15 protein-coding genes are annotated in these 16,888 nt (G+C 69.7%); 2 read left to right on the top strand and 13 right to left on the bottom strand.

Going from position 1 to position 16,888, the window contains the following annotated elements:
- Window positions 1-57: 57 nt before the first annotated feature.
- The 9 genes from pssA to O1Q96_RS33065 all read right to left on the bottom strand — a co-directional run bounded on the left by pssA (window position 58) and on the right by O1Q96_RS33065 (window position 11,111).
- Window positions 58-840: a CDP-diacylglycerol--serine O-phosphatidyltransferase gene (gene pssA / locus O1Q96_RS33105; protein ID WP_217453021.1), complete on the bottom strand. Its 783-nt coding sequence runs from the start codon at window positions 838-840 to the stop codon at window positions 58-60.
- Window positions 841-898: 58 nt separating this feature from the next.
- Window positions 899-1,555, bottom strand: coding sequence for a phosphatidylserine decarboxylase (locus O1Q96_RS33100; RefSeq protein WP_217452934.1), 657 nt, complete (start codon window positions 1,553-1,555; stop codon window positions 899-901).
- 170 nt (window positions 1,556-1,725) lie between these two features.
- The gene (locus O1Q96_RS33095; RefSeq protein ID WP_269251652.1) at window positions 1,726-2,931 is read right to left on the bottom strand and encodes an acyl-CoA dehydrogenase family protein; all 1,206 of its coding nucleotides are present in this window, start codon (window positions 2,929-2,931) and stop codon (window positions 1,726-1,728) included.
- A gap of 2 nt (window positions 2,932-2,933) precedes the next feature.
- Window positions 2,934-3,446 (bottom strand): MaoC family dehydratase, encoded by a 513-nt coding sequence (locus O1Q96_RS33090; RefSeq protein WP_217452932.1) that lies wholly within the window; start codon window positions 3,444-3,446, stop codon window positions 2,934-2,936.
- Between the two features lie 4 nt (window positions 3,447-3,450).
- Window positions 3,451-4,416 carry an HpcH/HpaI aldolase/citrate lyase family protein gene (locus tag O1Q96_RS33085; protein ID WP_269251651.1) on the bottom strand — a complete coding sequence of 322 codons (966 nt, stop codon included), beginning with the start codon at window positions 4,414-4,416 and terminating at the stop codon, window positions 3,451-3,453.
- Window positions 4,413-6,461, bottom strand: a complete 2,049-nt coding sequence (locus O1Q96_RS33080) for a protein meaA (RefSeq protein ID WP_269251650.1) — start codon at window positions 6,459-6,461, stop codon at window positions 4,413-4,415. Before O1Q96_RS33080 ends, O1Q96_RS33085 begins: the two co-directional genes overlap by 4 nt.
- A 10-nt stretch (window positions 6,462-6,471) precedes the next feature.
- Window positions 6,472-7,809, bottom strand: coding sequence for a crotonyl-CoA carboxylase/reductase (ccrA, locus tag O1Q96_RS33075; RefSeq protein ID WP_269251649.1), 1,338 nt, complete (start codon window positions 7,807-7,809; stop codon window positions 6,472-6,474).
- Between the two features lie 430 nt (window positions 7,810-8,239).
- Window positions 8,240-9,055, bottom strand: coding sequence for a TetR family transcriptional regulator (locus O1Q96_RS33070; RefSeq protein WP_269251648.1), 816 nt, complete (start codon window positions 9,053-9,055; stop codon window positions 8,240-8,242).
- 241 nt (window positions 9,056-9,296) lie between these two features.
- Window positions 9,297-11,111 (bottom strand): 3-hydroxyacyl-CoA dehydrogenase family protein, encoded by a 1,815-nt coding sequence (locus tag O1Q96_RS33065; RefSeq protein ID WP_269251647.1) that lies wholly within the window; start codon window positions 11,109-11,111, stop codon window positions 9,297-9,299.
- A gap of 372 nt (window positions 11,112-11,483) precedes the next feature.
- Between O1Q96_RS33065 and O1Q96_RS33060 the strand changes: the two genes are divergently transcribed.
- On the top strand, window positions 11,484-12,077 hold the full coding sequence (locus O1Q96_RS33060) for an adenylosuccinate lyase (protein ID WP_269251646.1): 594 nt from the start codon (window positions 11,484-11,486) through the stop codon (window positions 12,075-12,077).
- Window positions 12,078-12,138: 61 nt separating this feature from the next.
- Here O1Q96_RS33060 and O1Q96_RS33055 read toward each other — a convergent pair whose 3' ends face one another.
- The 4 genes from O1Q96_RS33055 to O1Q96_RS33040 all read right to left on the bottom strand — a co-directional run bounded on the left by O1Q96_RS33055 (window position 12,139) and on the right by O1Q96_RS33040 (window position 16,109).
- Window positions 12,139-12,702 carry a GNAT family N-acetyltransferase gene (locus O1Q96_RS33055; RefSeq protein WP_269251645.1) on the bottom strand — a complete coding sequence of 188 codons (564 nt, stop codon included), beginning with the start codon at window positions 12,700-12,702 and terminating at the stop codon, window positions 12,139-12,141.
- 56 nt (window positions 12,703-12,758) lie between these two features.
- The gene (locus tag O1Q96_RS33050; protein ID WP_217452925.1) at window positions 12,759-13,157 is read right to left on the bottom strand and encodes a RidA family protein; all 399 of its coding nucleotides are present in this window, start codon (window positions 13,155-13,157) and stop codon (window positions 12,759-12,761) included.
- A gap of 66 nt (window positions 13,158-13,223) precedes the next feature.
- Complete coding sequence (locus O1Q96_RS33045) at window positions 13,224-14,816, bottom strand: alpha/beta hydrolase (protein ID WP_269251644.1); 1,593 nt, start codon at window positions 14,814-14,816, stop codon at window positions 13,224-13,226.
- Window positions 14,817-15,077: 261 nt separating this feature from the next.
- A complete protein-coding gene (locus tag O1Q96_RS33040; protein WP_269251643.1) occupies window positions 15,078-16,109 on the bottom strand; it encodes an Rv2578c family radical SAM protein in 1,032 nt (343 codons plus the stop codon).
- Window positions 16,110-16,316: 207 nt separating this feature from the next.
- Between O1Q96_RS33040 and O1Q96_RS33035 the strand changes: the two genes are divergently transcribed.
- A complete protein-coding gene (locus O1Q96_RS33035; protein ID WP_269251642.1) occupies window positions 16,317-16,760 on the top strand; it encodes an SRPBCC family protein in 444 nt (147 codons plus the stop codon).
- Window positions 16,761-16,888: the final 128 nt, after the last annotated feature.

Genomic DNA, 16,888 nt, shown 5'->3' with positions numbered 1-16,888 from the left:
GGGAAGGGCCCCGGACCAATAGGTCCGGGGCCCTTCCCCTGTATCAGGAGGCAAGAACTAGGGCAGCTGCGCCGCCCGGGCTTCCCGCCGGTTGCCCCGGAAGTTGTTCACCCTCCGAGCGGTGGCGAAGAGGGGGATCACCGCCCCCATCACCAGCTGCAGCGCACAGCCGGTCTGGAGCAGGAGCTGGCCGCCGGGGGCGTCGAAGGCCCAGGCCGCCAGCAGGGCCATGCTGAGGACGATCCAGGAGAGCATCGCCACCGCGAGGCGGCCCCGCGGCTTCGGGTACTCGACCCGGCTCACCATCAGCCACGCGGTGCCGAGGATCGCCATGAGCGTGGCGACGAACGGCAGCTCGAGCAGCACGATCGAGACGACCGTCAGCGCGCCGAACGGTGACGGCATGCCCTGGAACGTGCCGTCCTTGACCGTGACACACGAGAATCTCGCGAGCCGCAGTACGACCGCCAGCAGGACCACGATCGCCCCCACCGCCGCCACCCGCTGGTGCGCGTCGTCGGCGACCATGCCGTAGACGAGCACGAAGTACGCCGGCGCCAGGCCGAAGCTGATGAGGTCGGAGAGGTTGTCCAGCTCCGCGCCCATGGGGGAGGAGCGCAGCTTGCGGGCGACCAGACCGTCGAACAGGTCGAAGACCGCCGCGCAGAGCATCAGGATGACCGCAGTGGCCGCGCTGTGGCGGGTCATGCCGGTCTCCTGGCTGCCCGTGAGGTCCGGGATCAGGATGCCGGTGGTGGTGAAGTACACCGCCATGAAGCCACACGTGGCGTTACCGAGGGTGAGCGTGTCCGCTATCGAGAGGCGGAGAGAAAGGGGCATCTCCTCCTCGTCGTCCACCTCGTCGGCCTCCGGGACCCATCCGGCCTGTGTCTCTGGATCAGTCACGGTCAATGCGAGTCACCCCCGCCACGGTCTTCTGACCGACCTCCACGTCGACGTCCACGCCCTCGGGGAGGTAGATGTCGACGCGCGACCCGAAGCGGATCAGCCCGATGCGGTCACCCTGCTCGACCTTCGTGCCCTGCGGGATGTACGGCACGATGCGCCGCGCGACCGCACCGGCGATCTGGATCATCTCGATGTCGCCGAGCTCGGTGTCGAAGTGCCAGACAACGCGTTCGTTGTTCTCGCTCTCCTTGTTGAACGCCGGAACGAACCCACCGGGGATGTGCTCGACCGATGTCACCGTGCCGGAAAGGGGCGCGCGGTTGACGTGGACGTTCAGCGGGCTCATGAAGATCGCGACGCGGGTACGCCCGTCCTTCCACGGCATGATGCTCTGCACCACACCGTCGGCAGGCGAGATGACCCGGCCCGGGGCGATCTCGCGCTCGGGGTCGCGGAAGAACCACAGCATGCCCGCCGCGAGCGCGGTGGCGGGTACGGCCACGGCCTTGGCGGCGCCGGACTTGCGCGCGCGTACCAGGCTGAGGGCTGCGGTGGCGACGGTCGGGACGAGCCACGGCGATGCTCCGCGCGCGAGACGTACGCCGACCAGGCTGTCGCGTGGTGCGGAGGTTTGGCTGTCGGGCATGGATGACCTTCGTAGCGGATGATGCCGCGCTGTGACTGGGGACGGCGGCTTTCCCGGAATCGTACCGGTCGCGGGCCACAACTGGGCAAGCCAGGAAGCCGAGTCGACGTCCGAAGAGTGTTGACGGGGTGTGATCTTCTTCTCGATGAAAACACCCCGAATCGGTAGATCTAGCCTTGGAACCGATACTCTTCGAGCAGCCTGCGTCCGATGATCATTTTCTGGATCTCGGCGGTACCTTCACCGATGAGCAGCATCGGAGCCTCACGGTAGAGGCGCTCGATCTCGTACTCCTTGGAGAAGCCGTAGCCGCCGTGGATCCGGAAGGCGTCCTCGACGACCTCTTTGCAGTACTCGGAGGCGAGGTACTTCGCCATCCCTGCTTCGAGGTCGTTTCGCTCCCCGGAGTCCTTTTTGCGTGCTGCGTTAACCATCATCGCATGGGCGGCCTCGACCTTGGTAGCCATCTCGGCCAGCTTGAACTGGATCGCCTGGTGCTGGGCGATCGGCTTGCCGAAGGTGTGTCGCTGCTGGGCATAGGAAACACCCAGCTCAAACGCACGCTGAGCAACACCGCAGCCACGGGCGGCCACGTTGACCCGGCCCACCTCGACGCCGTCCATCATGTGATAGAAGCCTCGTCCGGTGGCGCCGCCGAGCACACGATTGGCCGGAATGCGTAGGCCATCCATGATCAGCTCGGTGGTGTCGACGCCCTTGTAGCCCATCTTGTCGATCTTCCCGGGGATGGTCAGGCCGGGGCGCACCTCACCGAAGCCGGGTTCCTTCTCCACGAGGAAGGTCGTCATCGACTTGTGCGCCGGGGTGCCCTCCGGGTGGCCTTCGTCACTCTTCACGAGGACGGCCACGAGCGTCGACGTCCCGCCGTTCGTCAGCCACATCTTCTGACCGTTCAGGACGTAGTCGTCGCCGTCCTTCACCGCCTTCGACGTGATGGCCGACACGTCGGAGCCGAGCGCCGGCTCGGACATGGAGAACGCGCCGCGCACCTCGCCCGCCGCCATGCGCGGCAGGAAGTACTCCTTCTGCTCCTGCGTACCGTGCTGCTTGAGCATGTAGGCCACGATGAAGTGGGTGTTGATGATGCCGGACACCGACATCCAGCCGCGCGCGATCTCCTCCACGCACAGCGCGTAGGTGAGGAGCGACTCACCCAGGCCCCCGTACTCCTCGGGGATCATCAGGCCGAAGAGGCCCAACTCCTTGAGCCCGTCGACGATCTGCTGCGGGTACTCGTCGCGGTGCTCCAGCCCGGTCGCGACCGGGATGATCTCCTTGTCCACGAAGTCCCGGACGGTGGACAGGATCTCCTGCTGGATGTCGGTCAGACCTGCGGTCTGGGCGAGTCGCGCCATGGCTACTTCTCCTGCTCCTTCAGCTGGGGCCGGCCGGGCTGCTCGCCGCCGCGCTCCTTGATGTACGTCTCGGTGGGGACCATCACCTTGCGGCGGAACACGCAGACCAGGGTGCCGTCCTGCTTGTAGCCCTTCGTCTCGACGTAGACGATTCCGCGGTCGTTCTTCGACCGGGAGGGCGTCTTGTCGAGGACCGTCGTCTCGCCGTAGATCGTGTCGCCGTGGAAGGTCGGCGCGACGTGGCGCAGCGACTCGATCTCCAGGTTGGCGATCGCCTTGCCGGACACGTCGGGCACGGACATGCCGAGCAGCAGGGAGTAGATGTAGTTCCCCACGACGACGTTCTTGCCGAAGTCGGTCGTGTTCTCCGCATAGTTGGTGTCCATGTGGAGCGGGTGGTGGTTCATGGTCAGGAGACAGAAGAGGTGGTCGTCGTACTCGGTGACCGTCTTGCCGGGCCAGTGCTTGTAGACCGCGCCGACCTCGAACTCCTCGTAGGTGCGTCCGAACTGCATGTGCTCAGGCCTCCGGCGCTTCGAACTTGGACGTGCGCTGCAGGCCGGCGGCCCGGCCCTTGCCCGAGATGACCAGCGCCATCTTGCGGCTGGCCTCGTCGATCATCTCGTCGCCGATCATCGCGGAGCCCTTCTTGCCGCCCGCCTCGGACGTGTAGTACTCGTACGCGTCCAGGATCAGCTCGGCGTGGTCGAAGTCCTCCTGCGAGGGCGAGAAGATCTCGTTGGACGCCGCGACCTGACCCGGGTGCAGCACCCACTTGCCGTCGAAGCCGAGGGCCGCGGCGCGCTGGGCGACCTCGCGGTAGCCGTCGACGTTGCGGATCTGCAGGTAGGGCCCGTCGATCGCCTGGAGGTTGTTGGCGCGGGCGGCCATCAGGATCTTCATCAGGATGTAGTGGTAGGCGTCCGCCGGGTAGCCGGGCGGCTGCTCGCCCACGACCAGCGACTTCATGTTGATCGACGCCATGAAGTCGGCCGGGCCGAAGATGATCGTCTCGACGCGCTGGGAGGCCGTCGCGATCTCGTTGACGTTGTTCAGACCCTGGGCGTTCTCGATCTGCGCCTCGATGCCGATCTTGCCGACCTCGAAGCCCATCGTCTTCTCGATCTGCGTCAGGAGCAGGTCCAGCGCGACCACCTGCTGGGCGTCCTGGACCTTCGGCAGCATGATGCAGTCGAGGTTCTGGCCCGCGCCCTCGACGACGGTGACGACATCGCGGTACGTCCACTCCGTCGTCCAGTCGTTGACGCGCACGACCCGCGTCTTGCCCGTCCAGTCACCCTCGTTGAGGAACTTGACGATGGTGTGCCGGGCCTCGGGCTTGGCCAGCGGCGCGCACGCGTCCTCCAGGTCCAGGAAGACCTGGTCGGCCGGGAGGCCCTGCGCCTTCTCCAGGAAGCGGGGGTTGCTCCCCGGCACGGCGAGGCAGGAGCGCCGCGGACGAAGGCGGTTGACGGGGCTGGTCATGCGGGGACCTCCAGTGGGTCGAGCTTGTTCGCTTTCCGGATCTCGTCGACGATCCGGCCGATGATTCCGGTGATGTCGAAATCCTTCGGAGTGAAGACCGCGGCCACTCCCGCGGCCCGCAGGTCTTCGGCGTCACCGTTCGGGATGATGCCACCGGCGATCACCGGGATGTCTGTGGCACCGGCCACACGAAGCCGTTCCAGTACGTCCGGCACCAGCTGGGCGTGCGAGCCGGAGAGGATCGACAGGCCCACCGCGTGCACGTCCTCGGCGACGGCCGCGTCCACGATCTGCTCGGGTGTGAGCCTGATGCCCTGGTAGACGACCTCGAAGCCGGCGTCGCGGGCCCGCACGGCGATCTGCTCGGCGCCGTTGGAGTGTCCGTCCAGGCCCGGCTTGCCCACCAGGAAGCGGAGCTTGCCGACGCCCATGTCCTTCGCGGTCAGTTCCACCTTGCGGCGGACCAGCGCCATCGCGGTGCCCTCCTCGGCGGTCACCGCGACGGGCGCGGACGAGACACCGGTGGGGGCGCGGAACTCGCCGAAGACCTCGCGCAGGGCACCGGCCCACTCGCCGGTCGTGACCCCGGCACGGGCGCACTCCAGGGTGGCCTCCATGAGGTTGCCGGTGCCCTTCGCGGCCTCCTTCAGCCTCTCCAGCGCCTTGCAGGGGCGCGGGTGGTTGAAGGGGGGCTGGTAGCGGGTGTCCCGCCAGTCCTTGAGGGCGGCGGTCACGCCGGCCTCGACCGCCGGGTCGACCGTCATGATCGCGGCGTCCAGATCGGCCGTGAGCGGGTTCGGCTCGGTCGACTCGAAGATGTTGACGCCGACGATCTTCTCGTCGCCGGACTCGATACGGGCCCGGCGCTCGGCGTGCGAGGAGACGAGCTGCGACTTCAGGTAGCCCGACTCGACGGCGGCCATCGCGCCGCCCATCTCCTGGATCCGGTCGATCTCGGCGAACGAGTCCTCGACCAGCTGCGCGACCTTCGCCTCGACGACGTGCGAGCCCTCGAAGATGTCCGCGTACTCCAGCAGGTCGCTCTCGTACGCGAGCACCTGCTGCATGCGCAGGGACCACTGCTGGTCCCAGGGCCGGGGCAGCCCCAACGCCTCGTTCCAGGCGGGGAGTTGGACAGCCCGTGCGCGGGCGTCCTTCGAGAGGGTCACGGCCAGCATCTCCAGCACGATCCGCTGGATGTTGTTCTCCGGCTGGGCCTCGGTCAGACCGAGCGAGTTGACCTGGACCCCGTACCGGAAGCGGCGCTGCTTGGGGTTCTCGATCCCGTACCGCTCGCGCGTGATCCTGTCCCAGATGCGGCCGAACGCCCGCATCTTGCACATCTCCTCGACGAAGCGGACACCCGCGTTGACGAAGAAGGAGATCCGCGCGACCACGTCGCCCTTCTGGTCCTCGCGGATCTGCCCGGACGCGAACACCGCGTCCAGGACGGCGATCGCGGTGGACATCGCGTACGAGATCTCCTGGACCGGAGTGGCTCCCGCCTCCTGCAGGTGGTAGCTGCAGATGTTGATCGGGTTCCACTTGGGGATGTTGTTGACCGTGTAGCAGATCATGTCCGTCGTCAGACGGAGCGAGGGCACCGGCGGGAAGACGTGCGTCCCCCGTGACAGGTACTCCTTCACGATGTCGTTCTGGGTCGTCCCCTGGAGCTGGGTGATGTCGGCGCCCTGCTCCTCGGCGACGACCTGGTAGAGCGCCAGCAGCCACATGGCGGTGGCGTTGATGGTCATCGAGGTGTTCATCTGCTCCAGGGGGATGTCCTGGAACAGCCGGCGCATGTCACCGAGGTGCGACACCGGCACGCCGACCCGGCCGACCTCGCCGCGGGCGAGGATGTGGTCGGGGTCGTACCCGGTCTGGGTCGGCAGGTCGAACGCGACCGACAGACCCGTCTGGCCCTTGGCGAGGTTGCGCCGGTACAGCTCGTTGGACGCCTCGGCCGTGGAGTGACCGGCGTACGTCCGCATCAGCCACGGCCGGTCCCGTTCCTTTTTCGCCTGCGGCGTCTGGCGCTCAGTCATGGGATGGCCCTCAGATGTTCCGGAAGCGGTTGATGGCGTCGACGTGCTGGGCGCGCTTCTCCTCGTCCCGCACGCCGAGGCCCTCGGAGGGTGCCAGCGCGAGCACACCGACCTTGCCCTGGTGAAGGTTGCGGTGCACGTCGTACGCGGCCTGCCCGGTCTCCTCCAGTGAGTACACCTTGGACAGCGTCGGGTGGATCTTGCCCTTCGCGATGAGCCGGTTGGCCTCCCAGGCCTCGCGGTAGTTGGCGAAGTGCGAGCCGATGATCCGCTTCAGGGACATCCACAGGTAGCGGTTGTCGTACTCGTGGTTGAAGCCCGACGTCGAGGCGCAGGTGACGATCGTGCCGCCCTTGCGCGTGACGTAGACGGAGGCGCCGAACGTCTCGCGGCCCGGGTGCTCGAAGACGATGTCGACGTCCTCGCCGCCGGTGAGCTCACGGATGCGCTTGCCGAAGCGCTTCCACTCGCGCGGGTCCTGGTTGTGCTCGTCCTTCCAGAACTTGTAGTCCTCGGCGTTGCGGTCGATGATCGCCTCTGCGCCCATCGCGCGGCAGATGTCCGCCTTCTGCGGGCTGCTCACCACACAGATGGGGTTGGCGCCGCCGGCGAGGGCGAACTGGGTGGCGTACGAGCCGAGACCGCCGCTCGCGCCCCAGATGAGGACGTTGTCGCCCTGCTTCATGCCGGCGCCGTTGCGGGAGACCAGCTGCCGGTAGGCCGTGGAGTTCACGAGCCCCGGAGCGGCGGCCTCCTCCCAGCTCAGGTGGTCGGGCTTGGGCATCAGCTGGTTGGACTTGACGAGCGCGATCTCGGCGAGGCCGCCGAAGTTCGTCTCGAAGCCCCAGATGCGCTGCTCGGGGTCGAGCATGGTGTCGTTGTGGCCGTCGCTGGACTCCAGCTCGACGGACAGGCAGTGCGCGACGACCTCGTCGCCGGGGTGCCAGGCGTTCACGCCGGGACCGGTGCGCAGCACGACGCCCGCCAGGTCGGAACCGATGACGTGGTACGGCAGGTCGTGGCGCTTGGTGAGCTCGCTGAGCCTGCCGTAGCGCTCCAGGAACCCGAAGGTCGACATGGGCTCGAAGATCGAGGTCCACACCGAGTTGTAGTTGACCGAGGAGGCCATGACGGCCACCAGGGCCTCGCCGGGGCCGAGCTCCGGCACCGGCACGTCGTCCAGGTGGATCGACTTGCGGGGGTCCTTGTCACGGGTGCTGAGCCCGGCGAACATCTCCGTCTCGTCCTTGTGCACGGTGATCGCGCGGTAGGACTCGGGGAGCGGCAGTGCGGCGAAGTCGGCGGACGTGGCCGTCCGCGACTGAATCGCGTCCAGGATTTCCTTCACGGTGTTGCCTCCGGCGAGAGCGTCTGAGGGGAACGCTGAGGGTTACGTCGGGGTGGGTGCTGCTGGTGTGAGGCGTGCCGTCGGTTCGGCGGGGTGGTGCTCGGCAGCGCGTTGTGGCGCGGAAGGTTGCCTGTGACGCAGGCGTCCGGGCGCGCAGACCAGTCGGTTTGCGGGGACAGCCGGCGTACGAAGGATCTCTGCACGCCGGCCGCCCGGACTCCTTCAACGTATGGCACGCCGTGTCACCCCGCAAGGCACGCAGTGCCAGAAATTACGCTCAGGTGAAATCTTTACGCGACACGTGAGCGATGATCGATCAGGCGGGGCCGCAAAACGCCTGAATGCGGGCAAAAAGAAGCCGGACGCGCTCTTGTCGAGCTCGTCCGGCGAGGGGCGGGACCAGCGGCGGAGCCGCGGTTCCGCGCAGGGGTTACGACCGTTCCTTGAGTGCCTGCTCGATGGTGCGCATCACCTGGTGCAGCGGGGCGTCGACCCGGGCGACGGTCACCAGCACCTCTCCCTCCACCGAGGCCGCGGACGCGGGCGCCGCGTGCGCGGCGGTCTCCCGCCCGGCCCCGATCCCCGTCCCGAAGGTCTTCCGCACGATCGCGAAGGCGTGGTCGAGCTGCGCCTCGACGTCCCCCTGGGCGCCCGCCCGCAGCCACCTGCGCAGTACGTGGTTGTGGGCGGTGACCACGGCGGACGCGGCGACCTCCGCGAGCAGCGGGTCGTCGTTGGCGTCGTCGTCGTGGGCGTGCTCGTCGAAGTGCCCCAGCAGATAGCGGGTGAACAGCCGCTCGTACCGGGCCACGGACGCGATCTCCGCCTCCCGCAGCGTCGGCACCTCGCGGGTGAGCTTGTAGCGCGACACCGAGATCTCCGGCCGGGCCGCGTACATCTTCATGACTTCCTTGATCCCGCGGCACACCGTGTCCAGCGGATGCTCGTGCGCCGGCGCGGCGTTGAGCACCGCCTCGGCCCGGATCAGGGTGTCGTCGTGGTCCGGGAAGATCGCCTCTTCCTTGGAGCGGAAGTGCCGGAAGAAGGTGCGCCGGGCGACCCCGGCCGCGGCCGCGATCTCGTCGACGGTCGTCGCCTCGTACCCCTTCGTCGCGAACAGCTCCATCGCGGCGGCCGCCAGTTCTCGGCGCATCTTGAGCCGCTGGACGGCCGCGCGACCGCCCACGGCACTTTCGGGTGCGTCGGACGTGGCCGGTGTACGGGGGGACTTGGCGGGCTGGGACATGCCCCGAACGTACTGCATGTGCGCGGCGGAGCGCTCATGACCGGGTCTTTCGCCGGCCGGGGCCGGGGGAGGGGCGCCGACCGGGCCGAGCAGCCCGCCCCAGTCCGCGCGACCGGTGAACCAGTCACCGGACCGGTCCTGCGGCCGCGCCCCGGATCCGTCCGCGGGCCCGCCCCGGGGCCGGTCCCCGGGGCCCGGAGCGGGCCTGGCGGACCGGCCCCGCGGCCCGTCCTCGTGTGCCTCAGCGCCGCGCATATTCGCGGAAGCCGCGGCCCGTCTTGCGGCCGAGGCAGCCCGCGGCCACCAGGTGCTCCAGCAGCGGCGCGGGAGCGAGCCCCGGGTCGCGGAACTCGCGGTGGAGCACCTTCTCGATGGCCAGGGAGACATCCAGGCCGACCACGTCGAGGAGCTCGAACGGGCCCATCGGGTAGCCGCCGCCGAGCTTCATCGCGGCGTCGATGTCGTCGAGCGTCGCGTAGTGCTCCTCGACCATCTTGATCGCGTTGTTGAGGTACGGGAACAGCAGCGCGTTCACGATGAAGCCGGCCCGGTCGCCGCAGTCCACCGGGTGCTTGCGGACCTTCGCGCAGACCTCGCGGACCGTGGCGTGCACGTCGTCGGCCGTCAGGACCGTACGCACGACCTCGACGAGCTTCATCGCGGGCGCCGGGTTGAAGAAGTGCATGCCGATCACGTCCTGCGGCCGCGAGGTGGCGCGGGCGCAGGCGACGACGGGCAGTGAGGAGGTCGTGGTGGCCAGGATCGCGCCCGGCTTGCAGACCTTGTCGAACACGGCGAAGAGCTGCTGCTTGATCTCCAGGTCCTCGGCGACGGCCTCCAGTGCCAGGTCGACCTCGGCGAAGGCGTCGTACGAGCCCGCCGGGGTGATCCGCTCCAGCGTCTCGGCGGCCGCCTCGGCGGTCATCCGTCCCTTGTCGACGGAACGCGCGAGCGACTTGCCGATACGGGCCCTGGCGGTCTGCGCCTTCTCCTCGCTGCGGGCGGCGAGGACGACCTCGTACCCGGCCTTGGCGAAGACCTCGGCGATGCCGGACGCCATCGTCCCGGACCCCGCGACGCCCACCGAGCGGACGGGCCGGCCGGCCGTGCCGGACCCTTCGTCGAGCGGTGTCAGCGCGTCCCGGACGACGGTCGCGCTGCCCGGGGCGTCGTACGTGTAGAAGCCGCGGCCCGTCTTGCGGCCGGTCAGGCCCGCCTCGCTGAGCTGCTTGAGGACGGGCGCCGGCGCGTGCAGCCGGTCGTGCGACTCCGCGTACATGGCCTCCAGGACGGTACGCGCGGTGTCGACGCCGATCAGGTCGAGCAGGGCGAGCGGGCCCATGGGCAGACCGCAGCCCAGCCGCATCGCGGCGTCGATGTCCTCGCGGCTGGCGTACTTCGCCTCGTACATCGCGGCGGCCTGGTTGAGGTAGCCGAAGAGCAGACCGTCGGCGACGAAGCCGGGACGGTCGCCCACCGCGACGGGCTCCTTGCCCAGTTCGAGGGCGAGGTCGGTGACGGCGGCCACGGCGCCCGGCGAGGTCAGCACGGACGAGACGACCTCGACGAGCTTCATCGCCGGTGCCGGGTTGAAGAAGTGCAGGCCCAGAACCCGCTCGGGGCGGGCCGAGTCGGCGGCCAGCCGCGTCACGGACAGGGCGTTCGTGCCGGTCGCCAGGATCGTCTCCGGGCGCACGACTCCGTCCAGCTCGCGGAAGATCTGGTGCTTGATCTCGTACGACTCCGGAGCCACCTCGATCACCAGGTCGGCGTCGGCCGCGGCCCGCAGATCGGTGAACGTACGGAAGCGGGCGAGGGTGTCGTCGCGTTCCTGCTCCGTGAGACGCCCGCGCTGCACGGCACGGGCGGTCGCGGATTCGAGCGCGGTGACGGCCTGGGCCGCGGCGGCCTCGCTGACGTCGATGCCGACGACCTCGCGGCCGGCCCGGGCGAGGATCTCGGCGATACCGGTGCCCATCGTGCCGAGGCCGACGACGGCGACGGTCTTGAGGGGCGACGCGCAGGACGGGGAGGGGTCGGACTGGGGAGTGGCCATCGCGGGACTCCAGGAATGAGTGACGACTGAGGGACGCACCGGGATACGCCGACGGGCGCACGGAGTGCGGAGGGAGTTGCGGGTGATGCCGGGCTGCGATGCGCACACGCCCGGTGCCGATCGCAGGTCGTGGAGCACGCACCCGCGAAGCGGTGAGGAGAATCCGACCGGCCCTGTCCCGGAGCCGTGTCGCACTGAGGTACCTGAGGTACCGAACCGACCAGCACCCGCGGCGGCTGCGTCACCAGGCCACCACGGGAAAGACCACGAGTGGGTAACTCGCTCGATTGAGCTTAACCGGTGGGTAACGAGCGCGCCAGCCCGTCGTCAGGTCCGGTCACTGTGACGTATGTCGCCGATAGTCTCTGCCTCATGGACGAAGAGTTGCGATCGCTCACCCAGCGCTTACGGCACGAGGCGGGCGCGGCGGCCTCGTTCTCGTACGAGCGGCTGGCCTCGGCCGGGGACCCCGACGAGCTGGCAGCCGTGCTCATCGCTCCCGAACAGCCGCTCTGGGCGCGGGAACTGGCCGCCTTCCGGCTCGGGCTCGACGGTGACCGGCGGGCCTTCGAAGCCCTTGTCCTGCTGCTCAACCACCGTGATCCGCAGCGCTGTGCGTCCGCCTCGTACGCCCTGGCCCGGCTCGGTGACCCGCGCACCGCCCGGGCGGCGGCCGCCCTCGCCACCAACGAGCTGCGCGTCGCCTACGCCCTGTATCCGGTACGGCTCCTCGTCGAACTCCGCGCGCCCGAGTCCGTCCCCGCCCTGATCACCACCCTGGCCCGCAGATTCCGCCCGCACGATCCGTACCGCCGGGTCGCCCTCGCCTGCGTGGAGGGCCTGGGAGCCCTGGGTGACGAGCGGGCCAGGCCCGTCCTGAACGAGGCTCTCGCCCACCCGGAACTGGCCCAGGCCGCGGCCGGTGCGCTGAAGCGGCTGCCGGCACAGCGCGCGCCCGGGCCCTGAGCCCGCCGGGAAGGCTCCCGGGCCGTGTTCTGTGTGAGCCCGCCCCGGGGACGAGGCCTCCTCAGGCGGAGGCGCGTTCCTCTCGGACCCCGCCCAGCACCCGGACGTAACGCACCTCGGGCACTTCGACGCCCTCCATCTCGAAGGGCTCCTCGGCGCCGTCCGCGGTGAAACCGGCCCTCTCGTAGAAGCGGCGCGCGCCGGCGTTCTCCCGGAGCACCCAGAGCAGCATCCGGCCGTGCCCCGCGGCGGCGCAGCGCGCGGTGGACTCCCGCAGCAGGGCCCGGCCCACACCGCTCGCGATCCGGTCGGGGGCCACGTAGATCGCGTACAACTCGGCGTCCCCGGTGGGCTGTCCGCCGTCGCGGTACGGACCGTGGCAGGCCCAGCCGACGACCTCGCCGCCCCGCTCCGCGACGAGGTTCACCACGCCCTCGCCCGCCTGCTCGAAGTGGGTCCGCCTGCGGGTCGTCTCGGCCGCCACGTCGAGCCCGTCGAGGTACGACCGGGGCATCAGCCCCTCGTACGCGCTCTGCCAGCCGCGCACCCGGATCTCCGCCACGCGCGGGCAGTCGGCCAGAGCCATCTCACGGACATGGAGGGGGAGGCGGGAGCGGTCGTCCATGGCGGCACCCTAGGCGGCCGCGTGCGAGGACGCCCGGAATTCACGGCGGCCCCGCATCAGCCGGGGAGTACCGCGAACGCCTCTATCTCCATCAGGAACTCCGGGCGCACGAGGGCGGCGACCTGCACGGCCGAGGCGGCCGGAAGGCGGTCCGGCGCCATGTGCTCGTCCCGGGCCGCGCGGACGGCCGGCATGTGGGCCATGTCCGTGACGAAGAAGGTCATCTTGACCACGTCGTCGAAACCGGCGCCGGCCGAGGCCAGACAGCGCCGCAGGTTCTCGAAGACCTGGCGGGCCTGTGCCGCCGGGTCGCCCTCGCCGACGAGCCCGCCGTCCTCGTCGAGCGGCAGTTGGCCCGAGACCGCCACGAAGCGGCCGGTGCCCACGACGACATGCGAGTACGCGGCGGCGGGGGCGACCCCGTCGGGGGCGGCGATACGGATCGGTCCGGTCATGGATCAATCCTGCACCACCGCACCGACAACGCCCCCGACGGGCGGTCGCCGTTCACCTGCCGGGGCTCAGCCGCGGAAGCCGAGCAGTCCGTGCAGCGCCGCGCCGCGGGTTCCCGGGGCCGCCTTCGTCTTCAGGGGCTTCGGGGCGGGCAGCGCCTCGCACACCGCGTCGGCCTCGCCGCCGCCGCGCGGCACCCTGCCGTCGGTCAGATAGGCGGCCAGGTGCTTGTCCAGGCAGGCGTTCCCGCTCAGCGTGATGCCGTGGTTGCCGCCGCCCTGCTCGACCACCAGGCTGGAGCCGCCCAGCAGGTGATGGAGTGTCACGCCGCCCTCGTACGGAGTGGCCGCGTCGCCCGTCGCCTGGAACAGCAGAACCGGCGGCACCGAGTCGTTCGAGACGTCCACGGGCTCGGCCGGATCCGTCGGCCAGAACGCGCACGGCGCGTTGTACCAGGCGTTGCTCCAGGTCATGAACGGCGCCTTCCGGTTCACCGCCCAGTTGTCGTCGCGCCACTCGTCCCAGTCGCGCGGCCAGCGCGCGTCCCGGCACTGCACCGAGGTGTAGACGCTGTAGCTGTTGTCGCCCGCGGCGTCGACCGCGCCGAAGTTCTCGTACGCCTCGACCAGCGGGTCGTCGTCCCCGTCGTTCACGAAGGCCGCGAACGCGGCGGCGAGATACGGCCAGTAGCCGTCGTAGTAGCTGCCGGGGGAGAAGGTGTCCTCCAGTTCGGAGGCACCGACCTTCTTGTCCGCGGGCTTCTTCGCCAGGGCCGTCCGCATCGCGTACCAGGCGGTCTCGATGCTCTCCGGATCGGTGCCGAGCCCGTACGTCGCGTCGTGCTCGGCGACCCAGGCCATGAAGGCCCGGTGACGGTCGTTGAACGCGCGGTCCTGGGCGATGTTGTCCTCGTACCAGACACCGGTGGGGTCGACGACGGAGTCGAGCACCATGCGCCGTACCCGCCCGGGGTGGAGCTTCGCGTAGACGGCACCGAGGTAGGTGCCGTACGAGTACCCGAAGTAGTTGATCCGCTCGGCGCCGAGGGCGTGGCGGATCGCGTCCATGTCGCGGACCGCGCTCACGGTGTCGATGTACGGCAGCAGGTCCGCGTGCTTGGCCGCGCAGGCCTTCGCGAAGGCCTTGACCCGGTCGAGGTTGGCCTTCTCGGTCGCGTCGCCGGTCGGCAGCGAGTCGGGGCGCACCGGCGCGAAGTGCCCCGGCCTGCAGTTCAGGGCGGGCCTGCTGGCACCGACCCCGCGCGGATCGAAGCCGATGACGTCGTACTGCGCCGCCACCTTCTTCGGAAGGGAGGCCGCGACGAACCCGGCGAGGGTGAGGCCGCTGCCGCCGGGGCCGCCCGGGTTCACCAGCAGGGGCCCCTGGTACGTCTTCTTCGAGGTGTGCGGCACCCGTGACAGCGCCAGCGTGATGCGCCGGCTCTTCGGGTTCGCGTGGTCGAGCGGCACTTTCAGGGACGCGCACTGGAGCGTCGGGTGGTTCCGGGTGCCGCACTTCTTCCAGGCGGGCTTCGCCGCACCGGTGGGCGGGGTGGTGTGCGGGGCGGCCGCGGGGTCCGAGGTCGCGCCGGCCGGGAGGGCGGTGATCAGTCCGGCCACCACGGCAGCGGCGCCGCACAGGGCGGCTGCGCGTCGGTTCACGATGAATCGCCTCACATTGCTGTACGGGGCAGGGATTCAGTCCTGTTCCTCGGGCCGGGGCCGGGAGTCGTCCCTGTGGAGACGCGGCACCGGACCTCCCGGCCGGAGGGCAGGGGACCGTGAACGCCACGGCCTTGGCCTTATCGTTCCGGGACGGATGTCCCGAAGGACCGCTTCCGCCGAGAGTTGACCCCATCGGGCCGCGCGATGCGGCCGGATGCCGGGCAGGCGGACACCGGCCGGTGTCCGCGGGACCACCGGTCACAGGAGGGTGAGCTGGGTCGGCCCCGGAGCGGCCGGCGCGGGCGCCGGAATCCTGCGGGGCATCGCCGCGCGCGTGGGGCCTATCCCGTACTCCTCGGCCAGTTCGTGCACCTGCCGGGTGATCCGGCGCTGGTACCACTTCGGGGCGTACGCGCCCTCCGCGTACAGCCGCTCGTACCGGCGCACGAGGTGCGGGTGGTGGTGCCCCAGCCAGGCCATGAACCACTCGCGTGCCCCGGGCCGCAGATGCAGCACGAGCGGGGTCACCGAGGTCGCGCCGGACGCGGCGATCGCCCGTACCGTCGCGCGCAGTTGGGACGGATCGTCTCCCAGGAAGGGGATCACCGGGGCCATCAGGACCCCGCAGTCGATGCCGTGCCCGCTCAGCGTGCGCACGACGTCGAGGCGGCGCTCGGGGGCCGGTGTCCCCGGCTCCACGGTCCGCCACAGCTCCTGGTCGGTGAAGCCCACGGAGACGGAGATCCCGACCTCGGTGACGGCCGCCGCCTGCTTCAGGAGATCGAGGTCGCGCAGGATCAGCGTGCCCTTCGTGAGGATCGAGAAGGGGTTCGCGTGGTCGCGCAGGGCCGCGATGATGCCGGGCATCAGCTGGTAGCGGCCCTCGGCGCGCTGGTAACAGTCCACGTTCGTGCCCATCGCGATGTGCTCGCCGAGCCAGCGCCTCGAACCCAGCTGGCGCCGCAGCAGCTCCGGGGCGTTCACCTTCACCACGATCTGGCTGTCGAAGCCGAGACCGGTGTCGAGGTCCAGATAGCTGTGGGTCCTGCGGGCGAAACAGTAGACACACGCGTGCGTGCATCCCCGGTAGGGGTTGACGGTCCACTCGAAGGGCATGCGCGAAGCCCCCGGCACGCGGTTGACGATCGACCGGGCCCGGATCTCGTGGAAGGTGATTCCGCGGAACTCCGGCGTGTCGAACGTTCGGGTGGTCACCGCGTCCGCGCCGAACAGCGCGGCGTCCCGCGGCGGGTTGCCGCCGGACTCCACTGTGAGGTTCTCCCAGCGCATGACGCCTCCTCGATAGCACTGGCCACAGAATAGAACACATGTTCCCTTGATCGTGCGAACTCGTTTTCGAGTGCCGTGTCCGTCGAGGTGCTCGCGGTCGTGCGCGGATCGTCGGCGCCTCCTCGGGGGACCCCGATTTGGGCGGCTCGGCCGCCTGATGGTTGGCTGAGCGCTCACGCCCGAGATCCCGAGTGCTGGAGGAACGCAATGGCGCAGGTCGAGGCCACCACGGAGCGAGTCGTAGCGGGTAAGCCGGACGACGTGTTCGATGCGCTGGCCGACTACAACGGCACGCGTGCGAAGCTCCTGACCGAGCACTTCAGCGAGTACGAGGTCCGCGAGGGCGGCGACGGCGAGGGAACCCTCGTCCACTGGAAGCTCCAGGCCACCAGCAAGCGGGTCCGTGACTGCCTGCTCGAGGTGAGCGAACCCACCGACGGCGAACTCGTGGAGAAGGACCGCAACTCCTCGATGGTGACCACCTGGCGGGTCACCCCGGCCGGCGAGGGCAAGGCCCGGGTCGTCGTGACCTCCGTGTGGAACGGCGCCGGTGGCATCGGCGGCTTCTTCGAGCGGACGTTCGCGCCCAAGGGGCTCGGCCGGATCTACGACGAGGTGCTGGCGAAGCTCGCCACCGAGATGGAGAAGTAGCTCCTCCCACGTTTCGCGGAGCCGGAGGGGCAACCCCTCCGGCTCCTTTCGTACGGCGCGCGCGGATGCTCCCGCGCGGTGGTCGGGCTCACCGTTTCGAGTGGTTCTCGGTACGGCCCGGCCGTACG

It is taken from the genome of Streptomyces aurantiacus (assembly GCF_027107535.1).
Lineage (GTDB): Bacteria > Actinomycetota > Actinomycetes > Streptomycetales > Streptomycetaceae > Streptomyces.
The sequence above is the reverse complement of the archived record's forward strand: the minus strand, read 5'-3'. Positions and strand labels throughout refer to the sequence as shown.

Excerpts from the sequence above, each read along its gene's own strand:
- pssA (WP_217453021.1), bottom strand. The coding sequence starts at position 840 with ATGCCCCTTTCTCTCCGCCTCTCGATAGCGGACACGCTCACCCTCGGT.
- O1Q96_RS33100 (WP_217452934.1), bottom strand. The coding sequence starts at position 1,555 with ATGCCCGACAGCCAAACCTCCGCACCACGCGACAGCCTGGTCGGCGTA.
- O1Q96_RS33095 (WP_269251652.1), bottom strand. The coding sequence starts at position 2,931 with ATGGCGCGACTCGCCCAGACCGCAGGTCTGACCGACATCCAGCAGGAG.
- O1Q96_RS33090 (WP_217452932.1), bottom strand. The coding sequence starts at position 3,446 with ATGCAGTTCGGACGCACCTACGAGGAGTTCGAGGTCGGCGCGGTCTAC.
- O1Q96_RS33085 (WP_269251651.1), bottom strand. The coding sequence starts at position 4,416 with ATGACCAGCCCCGTCAACCGCCTTCGTCCGCGGCGCTCCTGCCTCGCC.
- O1Q96_RS33080 (WP_269251650.1), bottom strand. The coding sequence starts at position 6,461 with ATGACTGAGCGCCAGACGCCGCAGGCGAAAAAGGAACGGGACCGGCCG.
- O1Q96_RS33070 (WP_269251648.1), bottom strand. The coding sequence starts at position 9,055 with ATGTCCCAGCCCGCCAAGTCCCCCCGTACACCGGCCACGTCCGACGCA.
- O1Q96_RS33065 (WP_269251647.1), bottom strand. The coding sequence starts at position 11,111 with ATGGCCACTCCCCAGTCCGACCCCTCCCCGTCCTGCGCGTCGCCCCTC.
- O1Q96_RS33060 (WP_269251646.1), top strand. The coding sequence starts at position 11,484 with ATGGACGAAGAGTTGCGATCGCTCACCCAGCGCTTACGGCACGAGGCG.
- O1Q96_RS33055 (WP_269251645.1), bottom strand. The coding sequence starts at position 12,702 with ATGGACGACCGCTCCCGCCTCCCCCTCCATGTCCGTGAGATGGCTCTG.
- O1Q96_RS33050 (WP_217452925.1), bottom strand. The coding sequence starts at position 13,157 with ATGACCGGACCGATCCGTATCGCCGCCCCCGACGGGGTCGCCCCCGCC.
- O1Q96_RS33040 (WP_269251643.1), bottom strand. The coding sequence starts at position 16,109 with ATGCGCTGGGAGAACCTCACAGTGGAGTCCGGCGGCAACCCGCCGCGG.
- O1Q96_RS33035 (WP_269251642.1), top strand. The coding sequence starts at position 16,317 with ATGGCGCAGGTCGAGGCCACCACGGAGCGAGTCGTAGCGGGTAAGCCG.